Raw genomic sequence first — 18,409 nt, 5'->3', positions numbered from 1 at the left:
CAATAAACCGAAGCTGCTCTTGGATGAACAGAATATCCTGCATGGTTTCAAAAACCTCCTGCAAGGTTTTTAAAACCTTGTAGGTCTAAAATATAAAAGCACCCGAATTAAAGATTACTTCATGGAACAAGATGTAAAAATCACAATAACAGATAGAGAAGGAGTCTCCCATGAGGTCATGGCACCAACAGATATGGCTATGAACCTCATGGAGGTGGTTAGAAGCTATGAGCTTGCCCCAGAAGGTACCATTGGTACCTGTGGTGGTATGGCCATGTGTGCTTCTTGTCAGTGTTATGTTATAAATGGTATTCAGCTTCCAGAAATGCAAGATGAAGAGGAGGCTATGCTATCTGAAGCGTTTTATGTGAAAGAAAACTCACGATTGAGCTGTCAAATTCCTATTACTCTTGAATTGGAGGGCTTAGAGGTGGAGTTGGCACCAGAGTCTTAATTAACGGGAGACTTCACAATTCCGATAGCTATCAGGATAAAACCTGTGGGGTCTTTCTCTTTTTAAATCGTTTTATATTCTGCTAATTTCTTTGGGCCTTCCAATAGGACTCTCACAATTTGCAACACCCCGTCATCATTTGAGGCAATTAGCCATTTGATCAGGGAGATTTCTCCGTTTTCAATTTCCAATCCGGTGATGCATCTCGGATGGACGCAGCTTCCGTCGTTGAAAAATGCAATATCGCCTGGTTCAGGAAACCGTGGTCGGTGCGTATGCCCCGCAATGGTAATGAGATTGTTGTTTGCCATGATCCAATTCTTTGTCCGACTTTCAACCTTAATCAGTTCTGTATAGTTTTTAGCTGGTGTCGTTGGATCGGCAATGCCCATAACATTTAAGGGTTTCCATAGCACTCTGACCAAGAGTCGACTCCATTTCCAAAAGGTATAATTCCACCAATCGGCTTGATGTCCGTGGACCAAGAAAATTTCCTGTTTGGTTTCAGTATGATTTAATCGGATGCCTTCATGGTATTCAATTCCCGGAAAGAGATCGACATCAGCTCCCAAGCGTTTATCGAAATAAGTAAAGAGGTTTTTTTTGACATAATCGGAGTTTTTGTAGGCCATGTCATGATTGCCCCAAATCATGTGAAGTCTATTCTCATCAAAAAATGACTTCATTAGGAGATAGACGTTTTTATGGGCTTCCAGAATGGGTTCTATGGATAAATTCTCCCATAGTTCATCGCCATCACCAAGTTCACAATAATGGAAACCTTTGGCATAATAATGTTTTAGGGCATGAAAATAAATATTGCGGTTGTTTGCGAAATCGTCAGCAAAGCTATTGTCTCCTCGATGGCAATCACTAAATAAAACAAATTTGCTGTGGTCATCAAAAGGGATGACTTTTGCGTTTTGGTAAGCACGATCGAACCTTTTTTTTGAGGACATTTGAATATTTTACTTAAATGTACAAAAAAATGCTTCTGGTTAGGGAAGCATTTTTTTTGTTTTGAAAAGCAATAGAGCTCAATATGTAAGCACTATTACAAGATAAAGTGGGTTGAACCTAAAGGATTCCGGTCTGCGCAGGAATTTTATTTAAAAGCGTTCAAGCCAGTGATGTCCAATCCTGTGATCAGTAGGTGAATGTCGTGGGTACCTTCGTAGGTGATGACACTCTCAAGGTTCATGGAGTGGCGCATGATGCTGTATTCGCCAGTAATACCCATACCTCCAAGCATCTGACGAGCTTCACGGGCGATAGTGATCGCCATGTCCACATTATTCCGTTTGGCCATGGATATTTGTGCTGAGGTAGCCGTTCCGTTTTCTCTCATGACCCCAAGTCGCCATGCCAAAAGTTGCGCTTTGGTAATTTCAGTAATCATTTCGGCCAATTTCTTTTGTTGTAATTGGAATTGTCCAATTGGTTTTCCAAACTGTATACGTTCTTTGCTATAACGTAAGGCGGTGTCGTAACAATCCATAGCGGCACCAATGGCACCCCAAGCAATTCCGTAACGTGCCGAATCCAAGCAACCGAGTGCTGCGCCAAGTCCAGATTTGTTAGGTAAGAGGTTTTCTTTAGGCACTTTAACATTGTCAAAAATGAGCTCTCCCGTAGCCGAAGCTCTCAATGACCATTTGTTATGGGTTTCAGGGGTTGAAAACCCTTCCATTCCGCGTTCTACGATCAATCCGTGGATACGGCCTTCTTCGTTTTTAGCCCAAACTACGGCCACTTGACAAAAAGGAGCGTTAGAAATCCACATCTTGGCACCATTTAAAAGATAATGATCGCCTTTGTCTTTATAATTTGTGGTCATACCTCCTGGATCACTGCCATGATCAGGTTCTGTAAGACCGAAACTTCCCATCCACTCGCCACTGGCAAGTTTTGGAAGATATTTTTTACGTTGTTCTTCGTTGCCGTATTTCCAGATGGGATACATGACTAGCGAGGATTGTACAGAGGCTGTACTTCTGACGCCAGAATCGCCACGCTCAATTTCCTGCATGATCAATCCGTAAGAGATTTGATCAAGACCTGCACCCCCATACTCTACAGGGATGTATGGTCCAAAGGCGCCAATTTCCGCAAGTCCGTTGATGATATGTGTAGGGAATTCTGCTCTCTGGGCATAGTCTTCAATGATCGGGGAAACTTCACGTTTTACCCATTCTCTTGCGGCATCACGTACCAAACGATGTTCGTCATTTAGCAACTCATCAATGTTATAATAATCTGGGGCTTGAAACAAATCTGGCTTCATTCTTTTGGATTTTAATTATTGAAACACAAAAGTAACGAAAACGTTATCAGGGAACAATTTAAAACTACATTTTGAGATAGAAATCTTTGGTCAGGGCAATATAGTCGTCAGTGTACTGATGCCGTGATGTCTCGATGATAAGTTGTATGGGCTTGACTGTGGTTTCCTGAAAAGAGAACTGTAGAAGGCTTCGCTTAATTTCTGACTGAGGTGAGCCTTTGACTCTTAAAATCCGGTTAGGATAAAGATGCTCTTTTGAAGCTAGCACGATAAATTCTTTTTCTTCCGAAAACGGAATGACCACAGAAAAACTTCCATGTGGCGAAAGCAATTTTGAAACACTTTCAATAAGCTGTCTGAACGGCATTGCATCAACAAATCGCGCCAAATCACGTTGCTCATTGTTGCTTTTGTAGGTGTTTAGATAAAATGGCGGATTCGATATAATCAAGTCGTATTTCTCCGATTCTGACTCGTCATTAGAATGGTCTTCAACAAACTCCTCTAAAGAAGCATGATAACAGAAAAGTCGATCTCCCCAAGGTGAGGCCTCAAAATTCTCAACACATTGTTCGAAGGCATCATCATCAATTTCAATGGCATCAATAATTTCGGCAGACATCGCGACTTGACCGCTGCGTTGGGCTATCATTAAGGCCAAAATGCCAGTGCCTGCGCCAATATCCAAAATAGAATATGGATTTGAATCTAACGAGGTCCATGCACCAAGTAATACCGAGTCCGTTCCAATTTTCATGGCGCATCGGTCTTGATTAATTGTGAATTGTTTGAAGTTAAATCGGTTTTTCATAAGAGTGAAAGTCTTTCTCTTTGGAAAGGATTTAGGATGGGATTAAAGGTAAAGATCAATCAATCCTTCCGGCGTGTCAACAATAATCAGTTTCTTCTTTTTATCTACTTTCTTGATAAATGCATCATTCATCGGAATCAGGATTTCAATCCCGTCACGATCAATCTCAAAAAGTGCTTGAGCTGTGGAATCATTCACTGCTTTTACAATGCCAACCTTACCAAAATTGACATCTTCAACCGTAAATCCGATGATCTCATGAAAATAAAATTTATCATCGTCAAGTTTAGGCAGAAACTCCAAAGGCAGATATAGATCGCATTTTATGAGTGCATCGGCATCTTCCTCGGTGTCGACGTCCTCGAATTTTACCCGCAACAATTCCGACTTATGAAATTGGGACGATTCAATAAAGAACGGTACCAAATTATTGCGTAGGTCAATAAAAACGGATTCCAAATCTTCATAAATCTCTGGTTCGTCAGTATCCAATTTAATTAATAATTCACCTTTAAAACTGTATTTTTTTACAATCTTACCAAGATAGAAGCAGTCTTTTTTTAGCATTGGTCCTTTATTTATTTAATCTAAAATTTAATAGATCCTACATAACAGAAAAAATGTGTCCAATTTATGTAAGATCTCGCCAAAGGTAAGTTTTATCATAATAATATGAGGCTCACTAAGGCAAGAGAATGTACAAAACTATTTATAGGATCCCAATATATGGTGGGATTTGTTCCATAATGTATTCTTTTCATGCCTACCAGCGGATTGTAATACCCGAAGTCCTCGATTTAAAGAATGCTTTTTTCAAAAAAAAAACTCCGATAGGTCATATCGGAGTTTAAAAGTATAAAAAATAAATTCTTTATTCTTCTGTTTTTGTTTCTGCATCTTCAGCAGGAGCTTCTTCGGTAGTTGCTTCAACTTCCGCAACTTCTTCAGCAGGAGCATTTGCAGCAGCCTCAGCAGCTTCAGCGTCGGCGATAAGCTTCGCAGCTTCAGCTTCACGCTTAGCATTTACTTCCTTTTCAGCTTCAATAGCTTTTGCTTTAGCATCAGCACCAGCTTTTGCTAAACCTTCTTTTTTGGCGTCAATTTTACCTGCTTTTTCTTCTAACCAAGCGGCGAATTTCTCTTCTGCCTGCTCTTCCGTTAAAGCACCTTTTCTAACACCACCTGCAAGATGATTTTTCAACATGGCCCCTTTGTAAGACAAAATTCCTCTTGCCGTATCCGTAGGTTGTGCACCATTTTGAAGCCAACTCACAGCCAAATCAACATCTAATTCAATAGTTGCAGGATTGGTTGTTGGATCGTAAGCACCGATTTTCTCTAAGTATTTACCATCTCTTTTTGATCGTGCATCAGCTGCAACAATCCAGAAATAAGGTTTCCCTTTTTTTCCACGTCTTTGTAATCTGATTTTAACTGACATAAATAATTAATTAGTGAGGTTCGCGACCCCTATTATTAATAAGTGCCTGCCCGATATAAACAATTTATATCATTAAGGCGGGCGCAAAGATACTATAAATATTTTTTTATTGCCCTAATTTTTATAATAAATAAAGCTATGTTAAATTCGCTGGACAGTCTAAGCTATAAATAGTTACCAAATTTTTTTACAATTCAAAAGTGTTTTCGTCCCTGTGATTGGAGTGGGGCGTTATATTTCTGTATTTGAATAGGTTGCGATTGGTTGTTCAGGCGAATTTCTGGGATTACTGTCCAAAAGGAAATACGATCGGTTGTCATGGATGGCTGTTTAAATATGCAAAACTTTTAAATACCTTCTCCTTTATACTATTCAAAAGCTTATTTTTTGTTTATTTAGGCTCTAATAAGTTGTTTAAATTTGGTGATATGAGGAAAGTTGTCCTGCTTTTAATTGCAATTATGACGTTATTTGGGTGTGGTGATGAAGTGCAATTCAATACGCCTGCGCTTCAAGCAAATAAAAACTATCAACTGTGGCGCGCAACATATTTTGATGCGGTGCTTGCGGAAAATGGCAGGTTGACCATCAATGCCGGAAACAAAATTGAAAAATTGGACTTTATGTTGCCTTCGCTTCAGGAAAGGACCTATAGTTTGTCTGGAATAAGCGAATCAAAAGTTGTTTTCATAGATCATGAAAATAGGTCATACTCAACGGCTAATCCGCAAAATCCTGGAGACAATCTTGATTCGGAAAATGGGCAAGTGATCATCACCGAATTTGATGGAAGCACAATCACCGGAACGTTTAGATTTATGGCGTATTCAGCGGATAGTTTGCATTCTGTAGGATTCAATGAGGGTGTATTTTATAAAATTCCAGTACGATAGCTTAAACCGACATGGCGCAAGAAACACGGTGGAACCAAACGGAACGCGGATGAATCTGATTTTGGATGATTTTCGCTGATTTTTAAGCACAGATTGTATAGAACTACACAGGCCAGCATTTTGGAATTTTCAATCTTGTAATTGGTGCTTTTGCAACAGGTTAATTCTCACTGATTGTCATACACGGTTGACGCAGATCCCACAGATCGTCTTTTTGGATTTCTGAATTTTATATTTGGTGCTTCCCTAATTGTGTTAATCCTCTAATACCTTGCGTTTTTGCCTGCTTTGCAGTTAGAAGCAGGGTGGCAGCTTTTTTGAATTTGACGGTATTGCTGATAGAGCTTTAGTTGACTTCTATATTTGAATCTTTGTTGGCAACTGTTTATAACTTTCTCTTTAAAAAAGCGTTATTTATATGTAATTTTAAAAACTTTTATTTCAGAGAAAGAATCCAGCAATTTCAGCAATTTTAAGCTCAAACATTCAGGAATCCGTGGTCAAAATCACGGTCTAATAGAAATGTTTCAAACTTGGTTTGAAAATCGATCTTATTATTGTGGATTTGAAGGAAAGTCATTATAATAACCATAACATTTTTCCCTTTGGGGAAATTAAAAGGGGATTTTTTTATGTATTTAATATTCGATACCGAAACTACAGGATTGCCAAAACGATGGGATGCCCCCATCAGCGATACGGATAATTGGCCACGATGCATCCAAATTGCTTGGCAATTGCATGATGGTATGGGCAATTGCATTGAGCATCAAGACTATTTGGTACAGCCTGACGGTTTCAATATTCCTTATGACGCAGAAAAGATCCATGGGATATCTACTGATTTAGCCCAGCAACAAGGAGTTCCGTTGGCAGAAGTATTGGCAAAGTTCAATGCGGCTTTGGCAAAAACCAAATTTGTGGTGGGGCAGAATGTCGGCTTCGACCTGAATATTATGGGGGCTGAGTTCCATCGTGAGGGCGTGGCCAATAATTTGCAGGAGCTTCCGGTTTTGGATACCTGTACCGAGCATACGGCAAACTTATGTCAGCTTCCGGGAGGGCGTTATGGTAGATTTAAATTGCCAACCTTAACCGAGTTGCACGAATTCCTCTTTAACACGCCATTTGCGGAAGCACACAACGCTACCGCTGACGTTGAAGCCACCACGCGTTGTTTTTTGGAGTTGATAAGACGTGAGGAATATACACAGGAGCAATTGGATGTGCCTGCAGATTACTTTGAAAGTTTTAAAGAGGCAAATCCTGCCACCATTCAACTGATTGGCTTAAAGCATATCAACCTGAAGGCTGAAAGTGCGAAAATCAAAAAACAGATTGAGGCGCTTCAAGAATCGGACGAGCCTACAAAAAAGGAGATTGCCCAAAATATTGAAGAGCTTAAGGAGGTTGAATTTGTGCATTTGCACAACCACTCACAATTCTCTGTGTTGCAATCTACCATCAGCATCCCTCAGTTGGTGTCGGCAGCAGCGGAACATAACATGCCTGCCGTGGCCTTGACGGACCATGCCAATATGATGGGGGCCTTTCACTTTATAAGAGCTGTAGGCAATCATAATAGAACCGTTGAAGCTAAAAACAAAGCCGCTGAAGAGCGCGGCGAAACACCTACCGAAAAAATAATCAAACCCATCCTTGGCTGTGAGTTTTTTGTGTGTGAAGACCATACAGATAAATCACGAAAGGATAATGGGTATCAGATTGTCATTTTGGCCAAGAATAAAAACGGTTACCATAACCTGTCAAAATTATCATCACATGCCTTTGTGGATGGTTTTTATTATGTGCCACGGATTGATAAGAAGTTGATCCAACAGTACAAGGAAGATTTGATTGTATTAACGGGGAACCTCTATGGGGAAGTCCCAAGTAAAGTCTTGAACATTGGTGAAAACCAAGCGGAAGAAGCCTTGCTTTGGTGGAAGGAAGAATTTGGTGACGATCTTTATATCGAATTGATGCGTCATAATCAAGAAGATGAAAATCGTGTAAATCCGGTGTTGATTGATTTCGCCAGAAAACATGATATCAAGTTGGTGGCGACCAACAATACCTATTATTGCAAGAAGGAAGACGCCAATGCGCACGATATTTTGTTGTGTGTAAAAGATGGTGAGAAACAGGCCACCCCTATAGGACGGGGCCGAGGGTATCGCTACGGATTGCCAAACCAGGAATATTATTTTAAATCTTCCGAAGAGATGAAAAAGCTCTTTAAGGATATTCCTGAAGCCATTTCCAATATTCAGGAAGTCGTGGACAAGGTTGAGGCTTTTGAGTTGGCAAGGGATGTATTGTTGCCCGCCTTCGCAATTCCTGACGAATTCAAGCATGAAGAAGATCTTGTAGATAATGGGAAGCGTGGAGAGAATGCCTATTTGCGCCATATCACTTATGAAGGTGCCAAAAAAAGGTATCCGGAACTTACGGACGAGATCAAGGAACGAATCGACTTTGAGTTGAGTGTTATTGAAAATACGGGATATCCTGGCTATTTCCTGATTGTTGAAGATTTTATCCGGGAAGCGAGAAATATGGATGTTTCAGTAGGCCCAGGACGTGGCTCAGCGGCAGGTTCTGTGGTGGCATATTGCCTCAAGATTACCAATATTGATCCGCTTAAATATAACCTGCTTTTTGAGCGTTTTTTAAATCCGGATCGCATCAGTATGCCAGATATTGATATCGATTTTGATGATGAAGGCCGGAGTAAAGTCATGGATTATGTTATCAAAAAATACGGAAGCAACCAGGTGGCCCAAATTATTACCTATGGTACCATGGCGGCCAAATCGTCTATTAGAGATACGGCAAGAGTTTTGGATCTACCACTTTTTGATGCGGATAGGATTTCCAAACTCATCCCGACCATGTCCAAGTTGGGCAAAATTTTTGGTTATGACGAAAAGCAACTCAGTAAGGCCTTCAGATCTGAAGACTTGGAAAAAGTAAACGAACTTCTCAACATTGCCGAAGGTGGGGGCTTGGAATCAGAAACCGTTAATTTGGCACGAATTCTTGAAGGCTCCGTCAGAAACACTGGAATTCACGCTTGTGGGGTGATTATTACCCCTGATGATATTACCAAATTTGTTCCGGTGGCTACGGCAAAGGATTCTGATTTGTATGTGACCCAGTTTGATAACTCTGTTGTAGAAGATGCGGGATTGCTGAAAATGGATTTCTTGGGATTAAAAACCTTGACTTTAATCAAGGATACGGTGAAAATCGTGAAAGCAAAACACGATATATTACTTGATCCCGATAGTTTTCCTTTAGATGATGAACTCACTTATGAGTTGTTCCAAAAAGGTGAAACCGTTGGGGTGTTTCAGTATGAGTCGCCAGGAATGCAAAAACACCTGAAGGAATTAAAGCCAACTGTTTTTGAAGATTTGATTGCCATGAATGCCCTTTACAGACCGGGGCCAATGGAGTACATCCCGAGTTTTACCAGACGTAAGCATGGCGAAGAGGAAATAGACTACGACCTTCCTGCGATGGAAGAGTATCTAAAGGAAACCTACGGCATTACCGTTTACCAGGAGCAGGTGATGTTGCTATCCCAAAAACTAGCCGATTTTACGAAGGGTGAAGCCGATGTTCTGCGAAAGGCCATGGGTAAAAAGCAGATTGCGGTTTTGGATAAAATGAAACCAAAATTCATTTCCCAAGCGGAAGCAAATGGCCACGATGCCAAAAAGTTGGAGAAAATCTGGAAGGACTGGGAAGCCTTTGCGAGTTATGCGTTTAATAAGTCGCATTCAACCTGTTATGCGTGGATAGCCTATCAAACCGCCTATTTAAAAGCGCATTATCCGGCAGAATATATGGCCGCAGTGTTGAGTAACAATATGAACGACATCAAGCAGGTGACGTTCTTTATGGAAGAATGCAAGCGCATGAAATTGAAAGTGCTTGGGCCTGATGTCAATGAATCTTTCTATAAGTTTTCTGTAAACAAAGACTATGCAGTTCGATTTGGAATGGGTGCCATTAAGGGCGTCGGGCGAGGTGCGGTGATGACCATTGTGGAAAATCGTAAAAAGGATGGGCAATATAAATCTATTTTTGACTTTGCAAAACGTGTGGATTTAAGGGCAACCAATAAAAAAGCATTTGAGAATCTGGCCTTGGCAGGTGGATTTGATTGCTTTACAGATACACATAGGGCACAATATTTTCAGGATGAGGGTGATGGCATTACCTTTTTGGAAAAAGCAATCCGGTATGGCAGTAAGCACCAGGAAAATGAAAATTCGGCCCAAGTGAGTCTGTTTGGTGATGCGAGTGATGTGCAAATCGCAGAGCCTTTAGTGCCTCCATGTGAAGAATGGGGGACTATGGAAAAATTGGCCCAGGAGCGGGAAGTTGTTGGGATTTATATTTCAGGACATCCGCTTGACGATTTTAAGATAGAAATGAAAACCTTTTGTAATGCCACCTTGGCGCATTTTGCAAATTTGGAACCTTTTGTAAATAGAGAAATGACCTTTGGTGGCGTCGTGACCAATGTGGAACATCGTGTAAGCAAACAAGGTAAAGGGTGGGCGATGTTTACCATGGAGGATTATACCGATAGTTTTGAATTTCGAATTTTTGGAGAAGAGTATCTCAGATTTAGACACTTTTTAGTGAGAAGCTCATTCGTCTATGTCAGGGTCTATGTCAAAGAGGGCTGGATCAATAAAGAGACTGGCAAAAAAAGTGAACCAAGGTTGCAGTTTAGTAATTTTCAATTATTGCACGATGTGATGGACACTTACGCAAAAAAACTATCCATTCAACTTGAGATAAGAGATTTGAAAGAAAGTAAAATTAGGGCGCTCGAAGATATTTTGAGAATGCATGAAGGTAACCAAGCCCTGAATTTCTTGGTTTATGATACCGAAGAGAAGATGAAATTGCACATGCCAAGTAGGAAACAGAAAGTAAAAATCTCTCAAGAGCTACTTGATGAATTGAGCGGTCAGGATGTTTTTTTTAAGTTGAACTAAGCAATGCCTGCGAAGGCAGGCATCTCATAATATGAAGATGCGTCTTGATATAAATCAACATTGATGTCATCATAATGATTAAGTTCAAGGGTTATTGGATGAAGAGGATAGGTTGGTCATAATTGTACAAATTTATGCATCAGAATGTAACGGCATGCTGTTTATATGGTTAGTGAGTTCCACGAGGTCGCCACATAAAAGGCCCTCCTGACGTCGGGCAGGTTTAACTGAAAGGCTTGATTCATGCGCCGAAGGAGTTGTGATAACCATCGCAAATCCAGTTATAAGCAAAACAAATGTTAAGCGTATAAGGATTGGCAAATATTTTGATTAATTTTGTTCCTTTAAAATAAATAAAACAATTAAAGCATAGAAAATATGGCATTAGAAATAACAGATGCAAACTTTGAAGAAACGGTTTTGAAAAGTGATAAGCCGGTAGTCGTAGATTTTTGGGCCGCTTGGTGTGGACCTTGTAGAATGGTTGGACCAATCATTGATCAAATTAGCGAAGAGTACGAAGGTAAGGCTGTAGTTGGTAAAGTGGATGTTGATGCAAATCAAGAGTTTGCTGCCAAATATGGTGTGCGCAACATTCCGACGGTATTAGTATTCCAAAACGGAGAAGTCGTTGGAAGACAGGTTGGTGTGGCTCCTAAAAACGCCTATACCGATGCTATTGATGCGCTTCTATAGTCGTTAAACACAGAAAAGCAACTGCCGTCATAATCGATTCAAAGTAAAATAATTATGATGTGATGTGCTATCTGTCATCAAAAAAGCATAATATTAGGATAATATGATAAAAGGTTTGCTGTAATGGTAAACCTTTTTTTATTTTAGATAAAAATTTAAAAATATAAAATGAGCAATAAATTAAAAATACAAGATCTTATCGATAGTAAATTGATAGAAGAACGTAAAGTGTTCCTTTGGGGGCAGGTAGATGATAAATCTGCAAAACACGTGGTTGAACGTTTGATGTATTTGGACGCTTTGGAGACCAAAGACATACATTTTTACATCAATAGTCCTGGAGGCTATGTCACTTCTGGGTTTGCAATTTATGATTGCATGAAATCATTAAAAAGTGAGGTGTCAACCATCTGTACAGGATTTGCAGCATCTATGGGTTCTATTCTATTGTCGGCAGGAGCAAAAGGAAAGCGTTTTATTCAGCCACACGCCCGAGTCATGATTCACCAACCAAGCGGTGGAGCTCGTGGACCGGCGAGTGACATTGAAATTACAGCTCAGGAAATATTGAAGACCAAAGAGTTGAGCGCAAGGTTGCTGGCCGAAAATTGTGGACAGACTCTTGAAAAAGTGATGAAGGACTTCAACCGCGACCATTGGATGGGTGCAGAGGAATCTGTGGCTTATGGGATTGTGGATAAAATTGTAGAATAAGTACAAAGTATTAAGTACAAAGAATTAAGTACAAAGTATTAAGTACAAAGTATTAAGTATTAATTATTAATTATTAAGAATAAAGAATAAAGAATTAAGAATCAAGATTGATGGCTCTTTAAATAAATGGGTTTTAATTATAAATAATAACAATCTTGATTCTTGATTTTAAAAGCGAAGCGGTCTAAAACCCAAATTGATGAACTTACAAACAGAACTCAATAAAACTGGGGGATTTAAAAACCTCGAACTCCTCGCCAAACAAGTGGTTGAGGGATTTATTGCTGGGATGCACAAGAGTCCGTTTCACGGGTTTTCGGCTGAATTTGCCGAACATAAGATTTACAATCAAGGCGAGAGCACAAAACATATTGATTGGAAATTATACGCCAAAACCGATAAGTTGTTCACCAAGCGCTATGATGAGGAAACCAATTTGCGCTGTCATTTGATTATTGACAACAGTAGCTCCATGCATTATCCGGAAATGACCGAGTTCTCAATCAGCAATCTGAATAAGATAGCCTTTTCAGCATTGGCTTCAGCCAGTTTAATGCATATTCTCAAAAAACAGCGAGATGCTGTGGGGATGAGTATTTACAGTGATGCCTACGACTATTACGCGCCAGAAAAAGGCAGTGAACGACACCATCAAATGTTGTTGGGTGAGTTGAATAAGACGGTAGTGTCAAAGCCAATTAACAAACAGACGGAAACCTATACCTATCTTCATCAAATTGCAGAGAAGATTCATAGGAGATCGTTGATTTTCTTTTTTACCGATATGTTCCAGACCAGCACGGATCAAGAGAAATTATTCGAGGCCTTACGGCATTTAAAACATAAAAAGCACGAAGTGGTCTTATTTCATGTCTTTGATAAGGATAAGGAATTGACTTTTGACTTTGAAAATACCCCAAAACGCTTTATTGATGTAGAGACGGGAGAGTACATCAATCTTTATCCTGAAACCATAAAAGAGGCCTACGAAGATGCAGTAGGCTCCTATTTTGATGAACTTAGGCTTAAATGCGGCCAATATCAAATAAAATATGTAGAGGCGGACATTACAAAAGATTTCGATAAAATCCTGACAACCTATATGGTAGAGCGCGGAAAATTTAAGTAAGTAATAATTTTGCAAAAAATGATCCAAAATGTTTGCGATATTGAAAATGCAGTGTATATTTGCACCCGCCTGAGCGATGAAAACGATAAGTTTAATCGGGCAGGCTCGCATTAGCGCAACGGTCTGGTAGTTCAGCTGGTTAGAATGCCGCCCTGTCACGGCGGAGGTCGCGGGTTCGAGTCCCGTCCAGACCGCAGAAGAGGAAATCAAAAACCTTCAAAACCCTGTAAATCTTATGATTTACAGGGTTTTATGTTTTTGAGACAATCATAGGATTTGGTTCTATTTGATTCTGAAAGGTCACAAATCGTCAACATATTTTTTAATCGTCAACATTGTGGTTAAAAAGCTGTATATTGATTTCCGAAGTCTAGTTGATTTGACTTTCGTCTAAATAATGTTTAATCATTAAAGACGACAACTATGAGAGCTTCTTCAACATTTTCCATCTTGTTTTGGGTGTACGCCAAACGTGCAATTAATAATAAAGCAAATATCTACGTCCGAATTACTCTTGATGGTCAACGAGTGAACATCAGTTTAAAACGAAAAGTTGATATCACTTCTTGGGATGAAAAGCTTCAACGAGCTACCGGAAGGGGTAAAGATGCCCGAATTCTAAATCAGTATCTAAATGAGGTGCAGACTAAAATTCAAAGAATATATGAGCAATTTAAATCGGAAGACAGAGGTCTTAACCCCCAGATGATTAAAGCACGCTTTTTAGGTGAAGATAAAAACAATCTCTCCTTTCAGGGCCTAATTATTTATTATAACGAAAAAATGCAGCACAAGTTGCATAGAAATACGATGGCCCAGTATAAGACCAGTCAACGTTATATGTCAGAATTCATTTCTATGGAATTCAATATGAATGATATCCCTTTGGCAAAACTCAAATATAGTTTCATTGTTGGTTTTGAAAGTTTTCTCCGTTCTTATATTCCTAGAAGTGGGCAGGCTAAAATGGGAAATAATACCGCGATGAAACATATAAAACGTTTACGGAGGATGGTCACACTTGCTTACCGAATGGAATGGATCGACAGAGATCCATTTGTCAATTTTAAAATGAAGATCGAGAAGAAGGAACGAGGTTTCCTTACAATGACAGAATTACAAGCTGTTGAGGATTTAACTTCTGCAATTGAACGACTGGTCGTTGTTCGAGATTTATTTGTTTTCAGTTGCTACACGGGTATATCCTATAGCGATATCATAGAATTGACAAGCAAAAATATCGTAAGCGGTATAGATGGCAATCCTTGGATAATGGCAACGAGAACAAAGACGGGCACTCCGTTTAAAATTCCCTTACTGCCAAAGGCTGGACATTTGATTGGCAAATACAGTGAGCACGTAAGGACTTGTGACACTGATCACCTTTTACCCAAACTTTCAAATCAGAAATTAAACAGCTATCTGAAGGAAATAGCAGATCTCTGTGGTATCAAAAAAAATCTTACCTTCCATATGGCACGTCACACTTTTGCAACGACGGTTACCTTAAGTAATGGAGTTCCAATTGAGACAGTTTCTAAATTATTGGGTCACACGAAATTGTCAACAACTCAAATCTATGCGAGGGTTGTCGAGAGAAAAGTTAGTGATGATATGACGCTTCTCAAATCAAAGATTGGCTAATGAAATTTAAAAGCATTTGTAAACTGTTGAAATCTTCAATTGGGAATTTAACAATTTACATTTTGATTCCACTACCTTTACTGACTAAAATATTGTGTATGGTTCTAAAAGTAAAATGGGAAGATTTTAAAAGTGAAGTTGAAGACTTCAAGTCTAACCTGCTTAATTCATAAACCATAAATATAGGACAAAAAGAACACGAATATTTCGTTGAAAGGGTTCTGTTTTTGGTTTGGAGCATTACACTCAATCGAAATGTCAATAATTTATCAGAAACAGTTGTTTTTGGGCATAGGTTTCCTGCCCAGCTTTTGATTAAAAGCTGTTTTTTAATGGTTTTCAGTATGTGGATGAGCGTACAATGTTGATTGTTAAATAGCTATATCCTGAGAATGCCGAACATCAATAACAGGTTTTGGAAGAGTTGCTTTTCAGGGAATTGCTTGGGAAATTCAATTTTGACCTTGGTCTTGAGTATTTTTACCCTTGTGGCGATCTTGATGATCTTCAATTGAATGGTTTTCATGGTAGACCTGCAAAAATCCGTAGCGGCAAGGGCTTCCTTTTGTAGGGAATGAATCAGCACATAGGCCGCCGAATGCAGGAACAACCGGAATTGATTGGCCTTGAAGCTATTGCACGACATTCTGTCTGACTTTAAATACGTCTTATGGTCCTTGATGCGCAATTCAGCGGCACCCCTGGCGCAATAGGCATTTTCATATAAGGATTTGGTTCTTATGCACCTCATGTTGGTTACCACATAGCGGACATTGGTTCCCTTTTCGCTGACCTCGACTTTTGCCACCACGCGTTGGTGGTATTCCCAGCTACCGGCCCTATAGGAAAAGGAATGGTAGCGTTTTACCGGTTTTCCATAGGTTTTGAACTCCCGTTTTGCACTTTCTATGGTGGTGCAGGCCTTTTTATGGAGAAGCTGGTTGCCGGCAAGCCCGGTCACAAAACCTATTTTCTCTTCATTTTCTGCCCAGTCCATGAATTCTTTGGAACAGAAGTGCCCGTCCCCCCTGAGGATGATAAGCGTATCGGGCCAGCGTTTGCGCAGGTGATCGATCAGCCGCTTTAAAACATTGGACACATCAAGGCTCTTGCTCCTTCTGCCGGGCTTCAGGATAGAGGTGATCAGTCTTCCTGAAAAACCCTCGTAAATATGCAATGGCATAAAACAATAGCCTCCATAATACGTGTTGAACAAGCTCAGTTGTTGGTCCCCATAAGTTTGGGCGTTGGTGTCGTCGCAATCCAGAACAATCGCCTTGGGCGGCTTTTGGTAACTTGAAACGAACTGATCGACAAAGGCCCGGGAAATTCTATACAGTTCTTTATTGGAAATACTGTTCTCAAACCAGCTCATCGTGGGTTGGGCAGAAAGGCTGTCTTCTTTATCACAGCAGACTTTCAGAACTCCGTCACCACGCAGATCGTTGCAGTCATTGGCATCCTCGTAGCCTGCCGCAATCTGCATGACACGTTGATTGATGAGGCTTTTTAGGTCGTGCTTCACATAGCTCTGATGGCGGCCGTCTTCCAAACAGGAGACAATCCTATCCATCAATCCTATGTTTTTATCCACTTCCTTGAGGAAAAGAAGCCCGCCATCGGTGGAGATCTGCTCGGTGGTGAACTGGACTTCGACTCTCTTATTGCCAAAATTGGAAAGGTCAAAAAGAGAAGTCTGATGCACTTTTTGGTGCTTTGCGGTTTTTGTTTTAACTTTGGTCATAATGCAAGGGGTTCGTGACCATAAATATACTGATATTCAAACGGATAGAAGCGTGTTTGCCTTGCATTTTTATTTTTTGTGAATAATTCAGGTTATATGTTTATACATATAATTCATTATAATTGGTATTAATTATATTTAATTGCATATAATGAAAGAGTTGTCAGAATTTGTGAAAATGCGCAGGAAAGCCGTTGATTTAACTCAAGAAGAGTTTGCTGATAGGGCAGGAGTGGCGCTCACAGTCATCCGAAAAATAGAACAGAACAAAACAAATTTGAATCTTGACAAAGTGAATCAAGTTTTAAAAATGTTTGGGCATAAATTGTGCCCGTTAGCTTTAAAGATATAGAAGAAAATGAGACAAGCTAAAATCCTGTACGATAGCATCTTTTGCGGAACGTTTGCAGGTTTGATACCATCAGAAAACGAGTGTTTACAAGCCTACAAATTGATGGCAAAACTGATGATAGAAAATCAAAAAAGGATTTACATTTAATTATACATTTTGAAAGTAAAGGCTCTAGTTTAGCACTGCGTTGCTATTAATTTTTCATAATTGGGCTGGATTTCAGCGAAGCGTTTTAATGCCCCCACGCCCAGTGTCTGTTGTGCAAAGGCGGCAAGGGTGTCCTTGTCCGATTTTATCTTTTCTTTTAGCGCATGCCAATTTAGGTACTGTTGCAGGTATTTAGTGGATACGCCCCAGAACGTACTGCCGATCCACTTTTTTATCCTGTTGTGCGTCGAGTTCACATGCTGCACGTGGAATGCGCCCTTTACCCTTTGGCCCTTGGAAACATTAATGGGGTGGAACTCCACCTGGACGTCCTTGGCAAAGCCTTTGTAGCTGTGGTGGGAATCGCTGCACAGGATCGTGGCCCCCTTTTTTATACGTTTGCCAATGGCATTTGCAATATCCGCCTTCCCGATCCGTCCGAGCGTGGCCACGCTCAGGTCCAGCCCGGACTTCCTGTCCTGGGTCACGATGACCGCGACTTGATCATTGCTTATGCCCCTCCTGGTCGACTTTCCGCCCCTTTTTCTTGGTTTTCTGTCTTTGACCTCCATGCCCTTTTCAGACCTAAGGAAGAAAGCTTCGTCGCTTTCGGTAGTGCCCGTGAAATTATCCCCATCGTCACCGCCCAGTGAAGCCAATATCTTGTGGCGCCAGTCAAAGGCGGTCTTCTTGTTGATGCCCAAGGCCAAGACTATTTTGTCGAGGCTCTTTTCCTGGACCATTAGTCTCAGGTAATCGGAAATCTTGTCCTTCCTTTGCAGGCCGGCCATCCAAGTGCCCGTGTATTCGGTAAAGCTCCTTTGGCAGGACTTGCACTTGTAGCGCTGTGCGCCTTTATCCTTGCCAAAGCGGACATATTTGGCGTGGGAGCAGTGCGGGCATACACCCAACTTGTTGTTGAACTCGTGCCGACGCGATGCAATGGAGGACAGGTCGATGTTCTTGGTGGAATCTTCGATTTCCTTCAATAAGCGCTCGCGTTCCGCAACCGGCAGGGAGAGTAGTTTTTCTTTAAGCTTTTCTATTTCCATAAACTAAATATACAAATAATAGCTGAA

Annotated in this window: 15 protein-coding genes and 1 tRNA gene; 9 read left to right on the top strand and 7 right to left on the bottom strand. The window is 40.4% G+C overall.

All coding sequences use genetic code 11. The features are described from left to right. Window positions 1-121 precede the first annotated feature (121 nt). Window positions 122-454, top strand: coding sequence for a 2Fe-2S iron-sulfur cluster-binding protein (locus G6N06_RS12275; RefSeq protein ID WP_163517040.1), 333 nt, complete (start codon window positions 122-124; stop codon window positions 452-454). A 62-nt stretch (window positions 455-516) separates the two neighbouring features. Here the strand turns inward: G6N06_RS12275 and G6N06_RS12270 are convergent, their stop codons facing one another. The 5 genes from G6N06_RS12270 to G6N06_RS12250 all read right to left on the bottom strand — a co-directional run bounded on the left by G6N06_RS12270 (window position 517) and on the right by G6N06_RS12250 (window position 4,990). Then, on the bottom strand, window positions 517-1,413 hold the full coding sequence (locus G6N06_RS12270) for a metallophosphoesterase (RefSeq protein WP_163517039.1): 897 nt from the start codon (window positions 1,411-1,413) through the stop codon (window positions 517-519). A 146-nt stretch (window positions 1,414-1,559) separates the two neighbouring features. Continuing rightward, window positions 1,560-2,738, bottom strand: coding sequence for an acyl-CoA dehydrogenase family protein (locus G6N06_RS12265; protein WP_163517038.1), 1,179 nt, complete (start codon window positions 2,736-2,738; stop codon window positions 1,560-1,562). Window positions 2,739-2,802: 64 nt separating this feature from the next. Then, entirely contained in the window at window positions 2,803-3,549 is a 747-nt protein-coding gene (locus G6N06_RS12260) for a tRNA1(Val) (adenine(37)-N6)-methyltransferase (protein ID WP_163517037.1), read from the bottom strand. 42 nt (window positions 3,550-3,591) lie between these two features. Beyond that, complete coding sequence (gene rimM / locus G6N06_RS12255; protein ID WP_163517036.1) at window positions 3,592-4,116, bottom strand: ribosome maturation factor RimM; 525 nt, start codon at window positions 4,114-4,116, stop codon at window positions 3,592-3,594. A 304-nt stretch (window positions 4,117-4,420) separates the two neighbouring features. After that, window positions 4,421-4,990: a 30S ribosomal protein S16 gene (locus tag G6N06_RS12250; RefSeq protein ID WP_163517035.1), complete on the bottom strand. Its 570-nt coding sequence runs from the start codon at window positions 4,988-4,990 to the stop codon at window positions 4,421-4,423. 428 nt (window positions 4,991-5,418) lie between these two features. On the opposite strand from G6N06_RS12250, the gene G6N06_RS12245 reads away from it, so the two are divergent. From G6N06_RS12245 to G6N06_RS12215, 7 genes are all read left to right on the top strand, one after another. Then, window positions 5,419-5,883: a DUF6252 domain-containing protein gene (locus G6N06_RS12245; protein ID WP_163517034.1), complete on the top strand. Its 465-nt coding sequence runs from the start codon at window positions 5,419-5,421 to the stop codon at window positions 5,881-5,883. Between the two features lie 632 nt (window positions 5,884-6,515). Beyond that, window positions 6,516-10,904 (top strand): DNA polymerase III subunit alpha, encoded by a 4,389-nt coding sequence (gene dnaE / locus G6N06_RS12240; protein WP_163517033.1) that lies wholly within the window; start codon window positions 6,516-6,518, stop codon window positions 10,902-10,904. 378 nt (window positions 10,905-11,282) lie between these two features. Further along, a complete protein-coding gene (gene trxA, locus G6N06_RS12235) occupies window positions 11,283-11,600 on the top strand; it encodes a thioredoxin (RefSeq protein WP_163517032.1) in 318 nt (105 codons plus the stop codon). A gap of 168 nt (window positions 11,601-11,768) precedes the next feature. Then, entirely contained in the window at window positions 11,769-12,314 is a 546-nt protein-coding gene (locus G6N06_RS12230; protein WP_163517031.1) for a ClpP family protease, read from the top strand. Between the two features lie 199 nt (window positions 12,315-12,513). Beyond that, window positions 12,514-13,443 (top strand): DUF58 domain-containing protein, encoded by a 930-nt coding sequence (locus tag G6N06_RS12225; RefSeq protein WP_163517030.1) that lies wholly within the window; start codon window positions 12,514-12,516, stop codon window positions 13,441-13,443. Between the two features lie 120 nt (window positions 13,444-13,563). Continuing rightward, a tRNA-Asp gene (locus tag G6N06_RS12220) sits at window positions 13,564-13,637 on the top strand. Window positions 13,638-13,866: 229 nt separating this feature from the next. Beyond that, window positions 13,867-15,087: a site-specific integrase gene (locus G6N06_RS12215; protein WP_163517029.1), complete on the top strand. Its 1,221-nt coding sequence runs from the start codon at window positions 13,867-13,869 to the stop codon at window positions 15,085-15,087. Window positions 15,088-15,466: 379 nt separating this feature from the next. Here G6N06_RS12215 and G6N06_RS12210 read toward each other — a convergent pair whose 3' ends face one another. Further along, window positions 15,467-16,831, bottom strand: coding sequence for an IS1380 family transposase (locus G6N06_RS12210; protein ID WP_163517028.1), 1,365 nt, complete (start codon window positions 16,829-16,831; stop codon window positions 15,467-15,469). Window positions 16,832-16,982: 151 nt separating this feature from the next. On the opposite strand from G6N06_RS12210, the gene G6N06_RS12205 reads away from it, so the two are divergent. After that, a complete protein-coding gene (locus tag G6N06_RS12205; protein WP_163517027.1) occupies window positions 16,983-17,183 on the top strand; it encodes a helix-turn-helix domain-containing protein in 201 nt (66 codons plus the stop codon). Window positions 17,184-17,359: 176 nt separating this feature from the next. Here the strand turns inward: G6N06_RS12205 and G6N06_RS12200 are convergent, their stop codons facing one another. Continuing rightward, window positions 17,360-18,382 carry an IS1595 family transposase gene (locus G6N06_RS12200; RefSeq protein WP_163517026.1) on the bottom strand — a complete coding sequence of 341 codons (1,023 nt, stop codon included), beginning with the start codon at window positions 18,380-18,382 and terminating at the stop codon, window positions 17,360-17,362. Between the last annotated feature and the right edge of the window lie 27 nt (window positions 18,383-18,409).

It is taken from the genome of Gelidibacter japonicus (assembly GCF_010725055.1).
GTDB classification, from domain to species: Bacteria; Bacteroidota; Bacteroidia; order Flavobacteriales; family Flavobacteriaceae; genus Gelidibacter; species Gelidibacter japonicus.
This window is presented reverse-complemented; position numbering and strand designations above follow the sequence as displayed.

Excerpts from the sequence above, each read along its gene's own strand:
- G6N06_RS12275 (WP_163517040.1), top strand. The coding sequence starts at position 122 with ATGGAACAAGATGTAAAAATCACAATAACAGATAGAGAAGGAGTCTCC.
- G6N06_RS12270 (WP_163517039.1), bottom strand. The coding sequence starts at position 1,413 with ATGTCCTCAAAAAAAAGGTTCGATCGTGCTTACCAAAACGCAAAAGTC.
- G6N06_RS12265 (WP_163517038.1), bottom strand. The coding sequence starts at position 2,738 with ATGAAGCCAGATTTGTTTCAAGCCCCAGATTATTATAACATTGATGAG.
- G6N06_RS12260 (WP_163517037.1), bottom strand. The coding sequence starts at position 3,549 with ATGAAAAACCGATTTAACTTCAAACAATTCACAATTAATCAAGACCGA.
- rimM (WP_163517036.1), bottom strand. The coding sequence starts at position 4,116 with ATGCTAAAAAAAGACTGCTTCTATCTTGGTAAGATTGTAAAAAAATAC.
- G6N06_RS12250 (WP_163517035.1), bottom strand. The coding sequence starts at position 4,990 with ATGTCAGTTAAAATCAGATTACAAAGACGTGGAAAAAAAGGGAAACCT.
- G6N06_RS12245 (WP_163517034.1), top strand. The coding sequence starts at position 5,419 with ATGAGGAAAGTTGTCCTGCTTTTAATTGCAATTATGACGTTATTTGGG.
- dnaE (WP_163517033.1), top strand. The coding sequence starts at position 6,516 with ATGTATTTAATATTCGATACCGAAACTACAGGATTGCCAAAACGATGG.
- trxA (WP_163517032.1), top strand. The coding sequence starts at position 11,283 with ATGGCATTAGAAATAACAGATGCAAACTTTGAAGAAACGGTTTTGAAA.
- G6N06_RS12230 (WP_163517031.1), top strand. The coding sequence starts at position 11,769 with ATGAGCAATAAATTAAAAATACAAGATCTTATCGATAGTAAATTGATA.
- G6N06_RS12225 (WP_163517030.1), top strand. The coding sequence starts at position 12,514 with ATGAACTTACAAACAGAACTCAATAAAACTGGGGGATTTAAAAACCTC.
- G6N06_RS12215 (WP_163517029.1), top strand. The coding sequence starts at position 13,867 with ATGAGAGCTTCTTCAACATTTTCCATCTTGTTTTGGGTGTACGCCAAA.
- G6N06_RS12210 (WP_163517028.1), bottom strand. The coding sequence starts at position 16,831 with ATGACCAAAGTTAAAACAAAAACCGCAAAGCACCAAAAAGTGCATCAG.
- G6N06_RS12205 (WP_163517027.1), top strand. The coding sequence starts at position 16,983 with ATGAAAGAGTTGTCAGAATTTGTGAAAATGCGCAGGAAAGCCGTTGAT.
- G6N06_RS12200 (WP_163517026.1), bottom strand. The coding sequence starts at position 18,382 with ATGGAAATAGAAAAGCTTAAAGAAAAACTACTCTCCCTGCCGGTTGCG.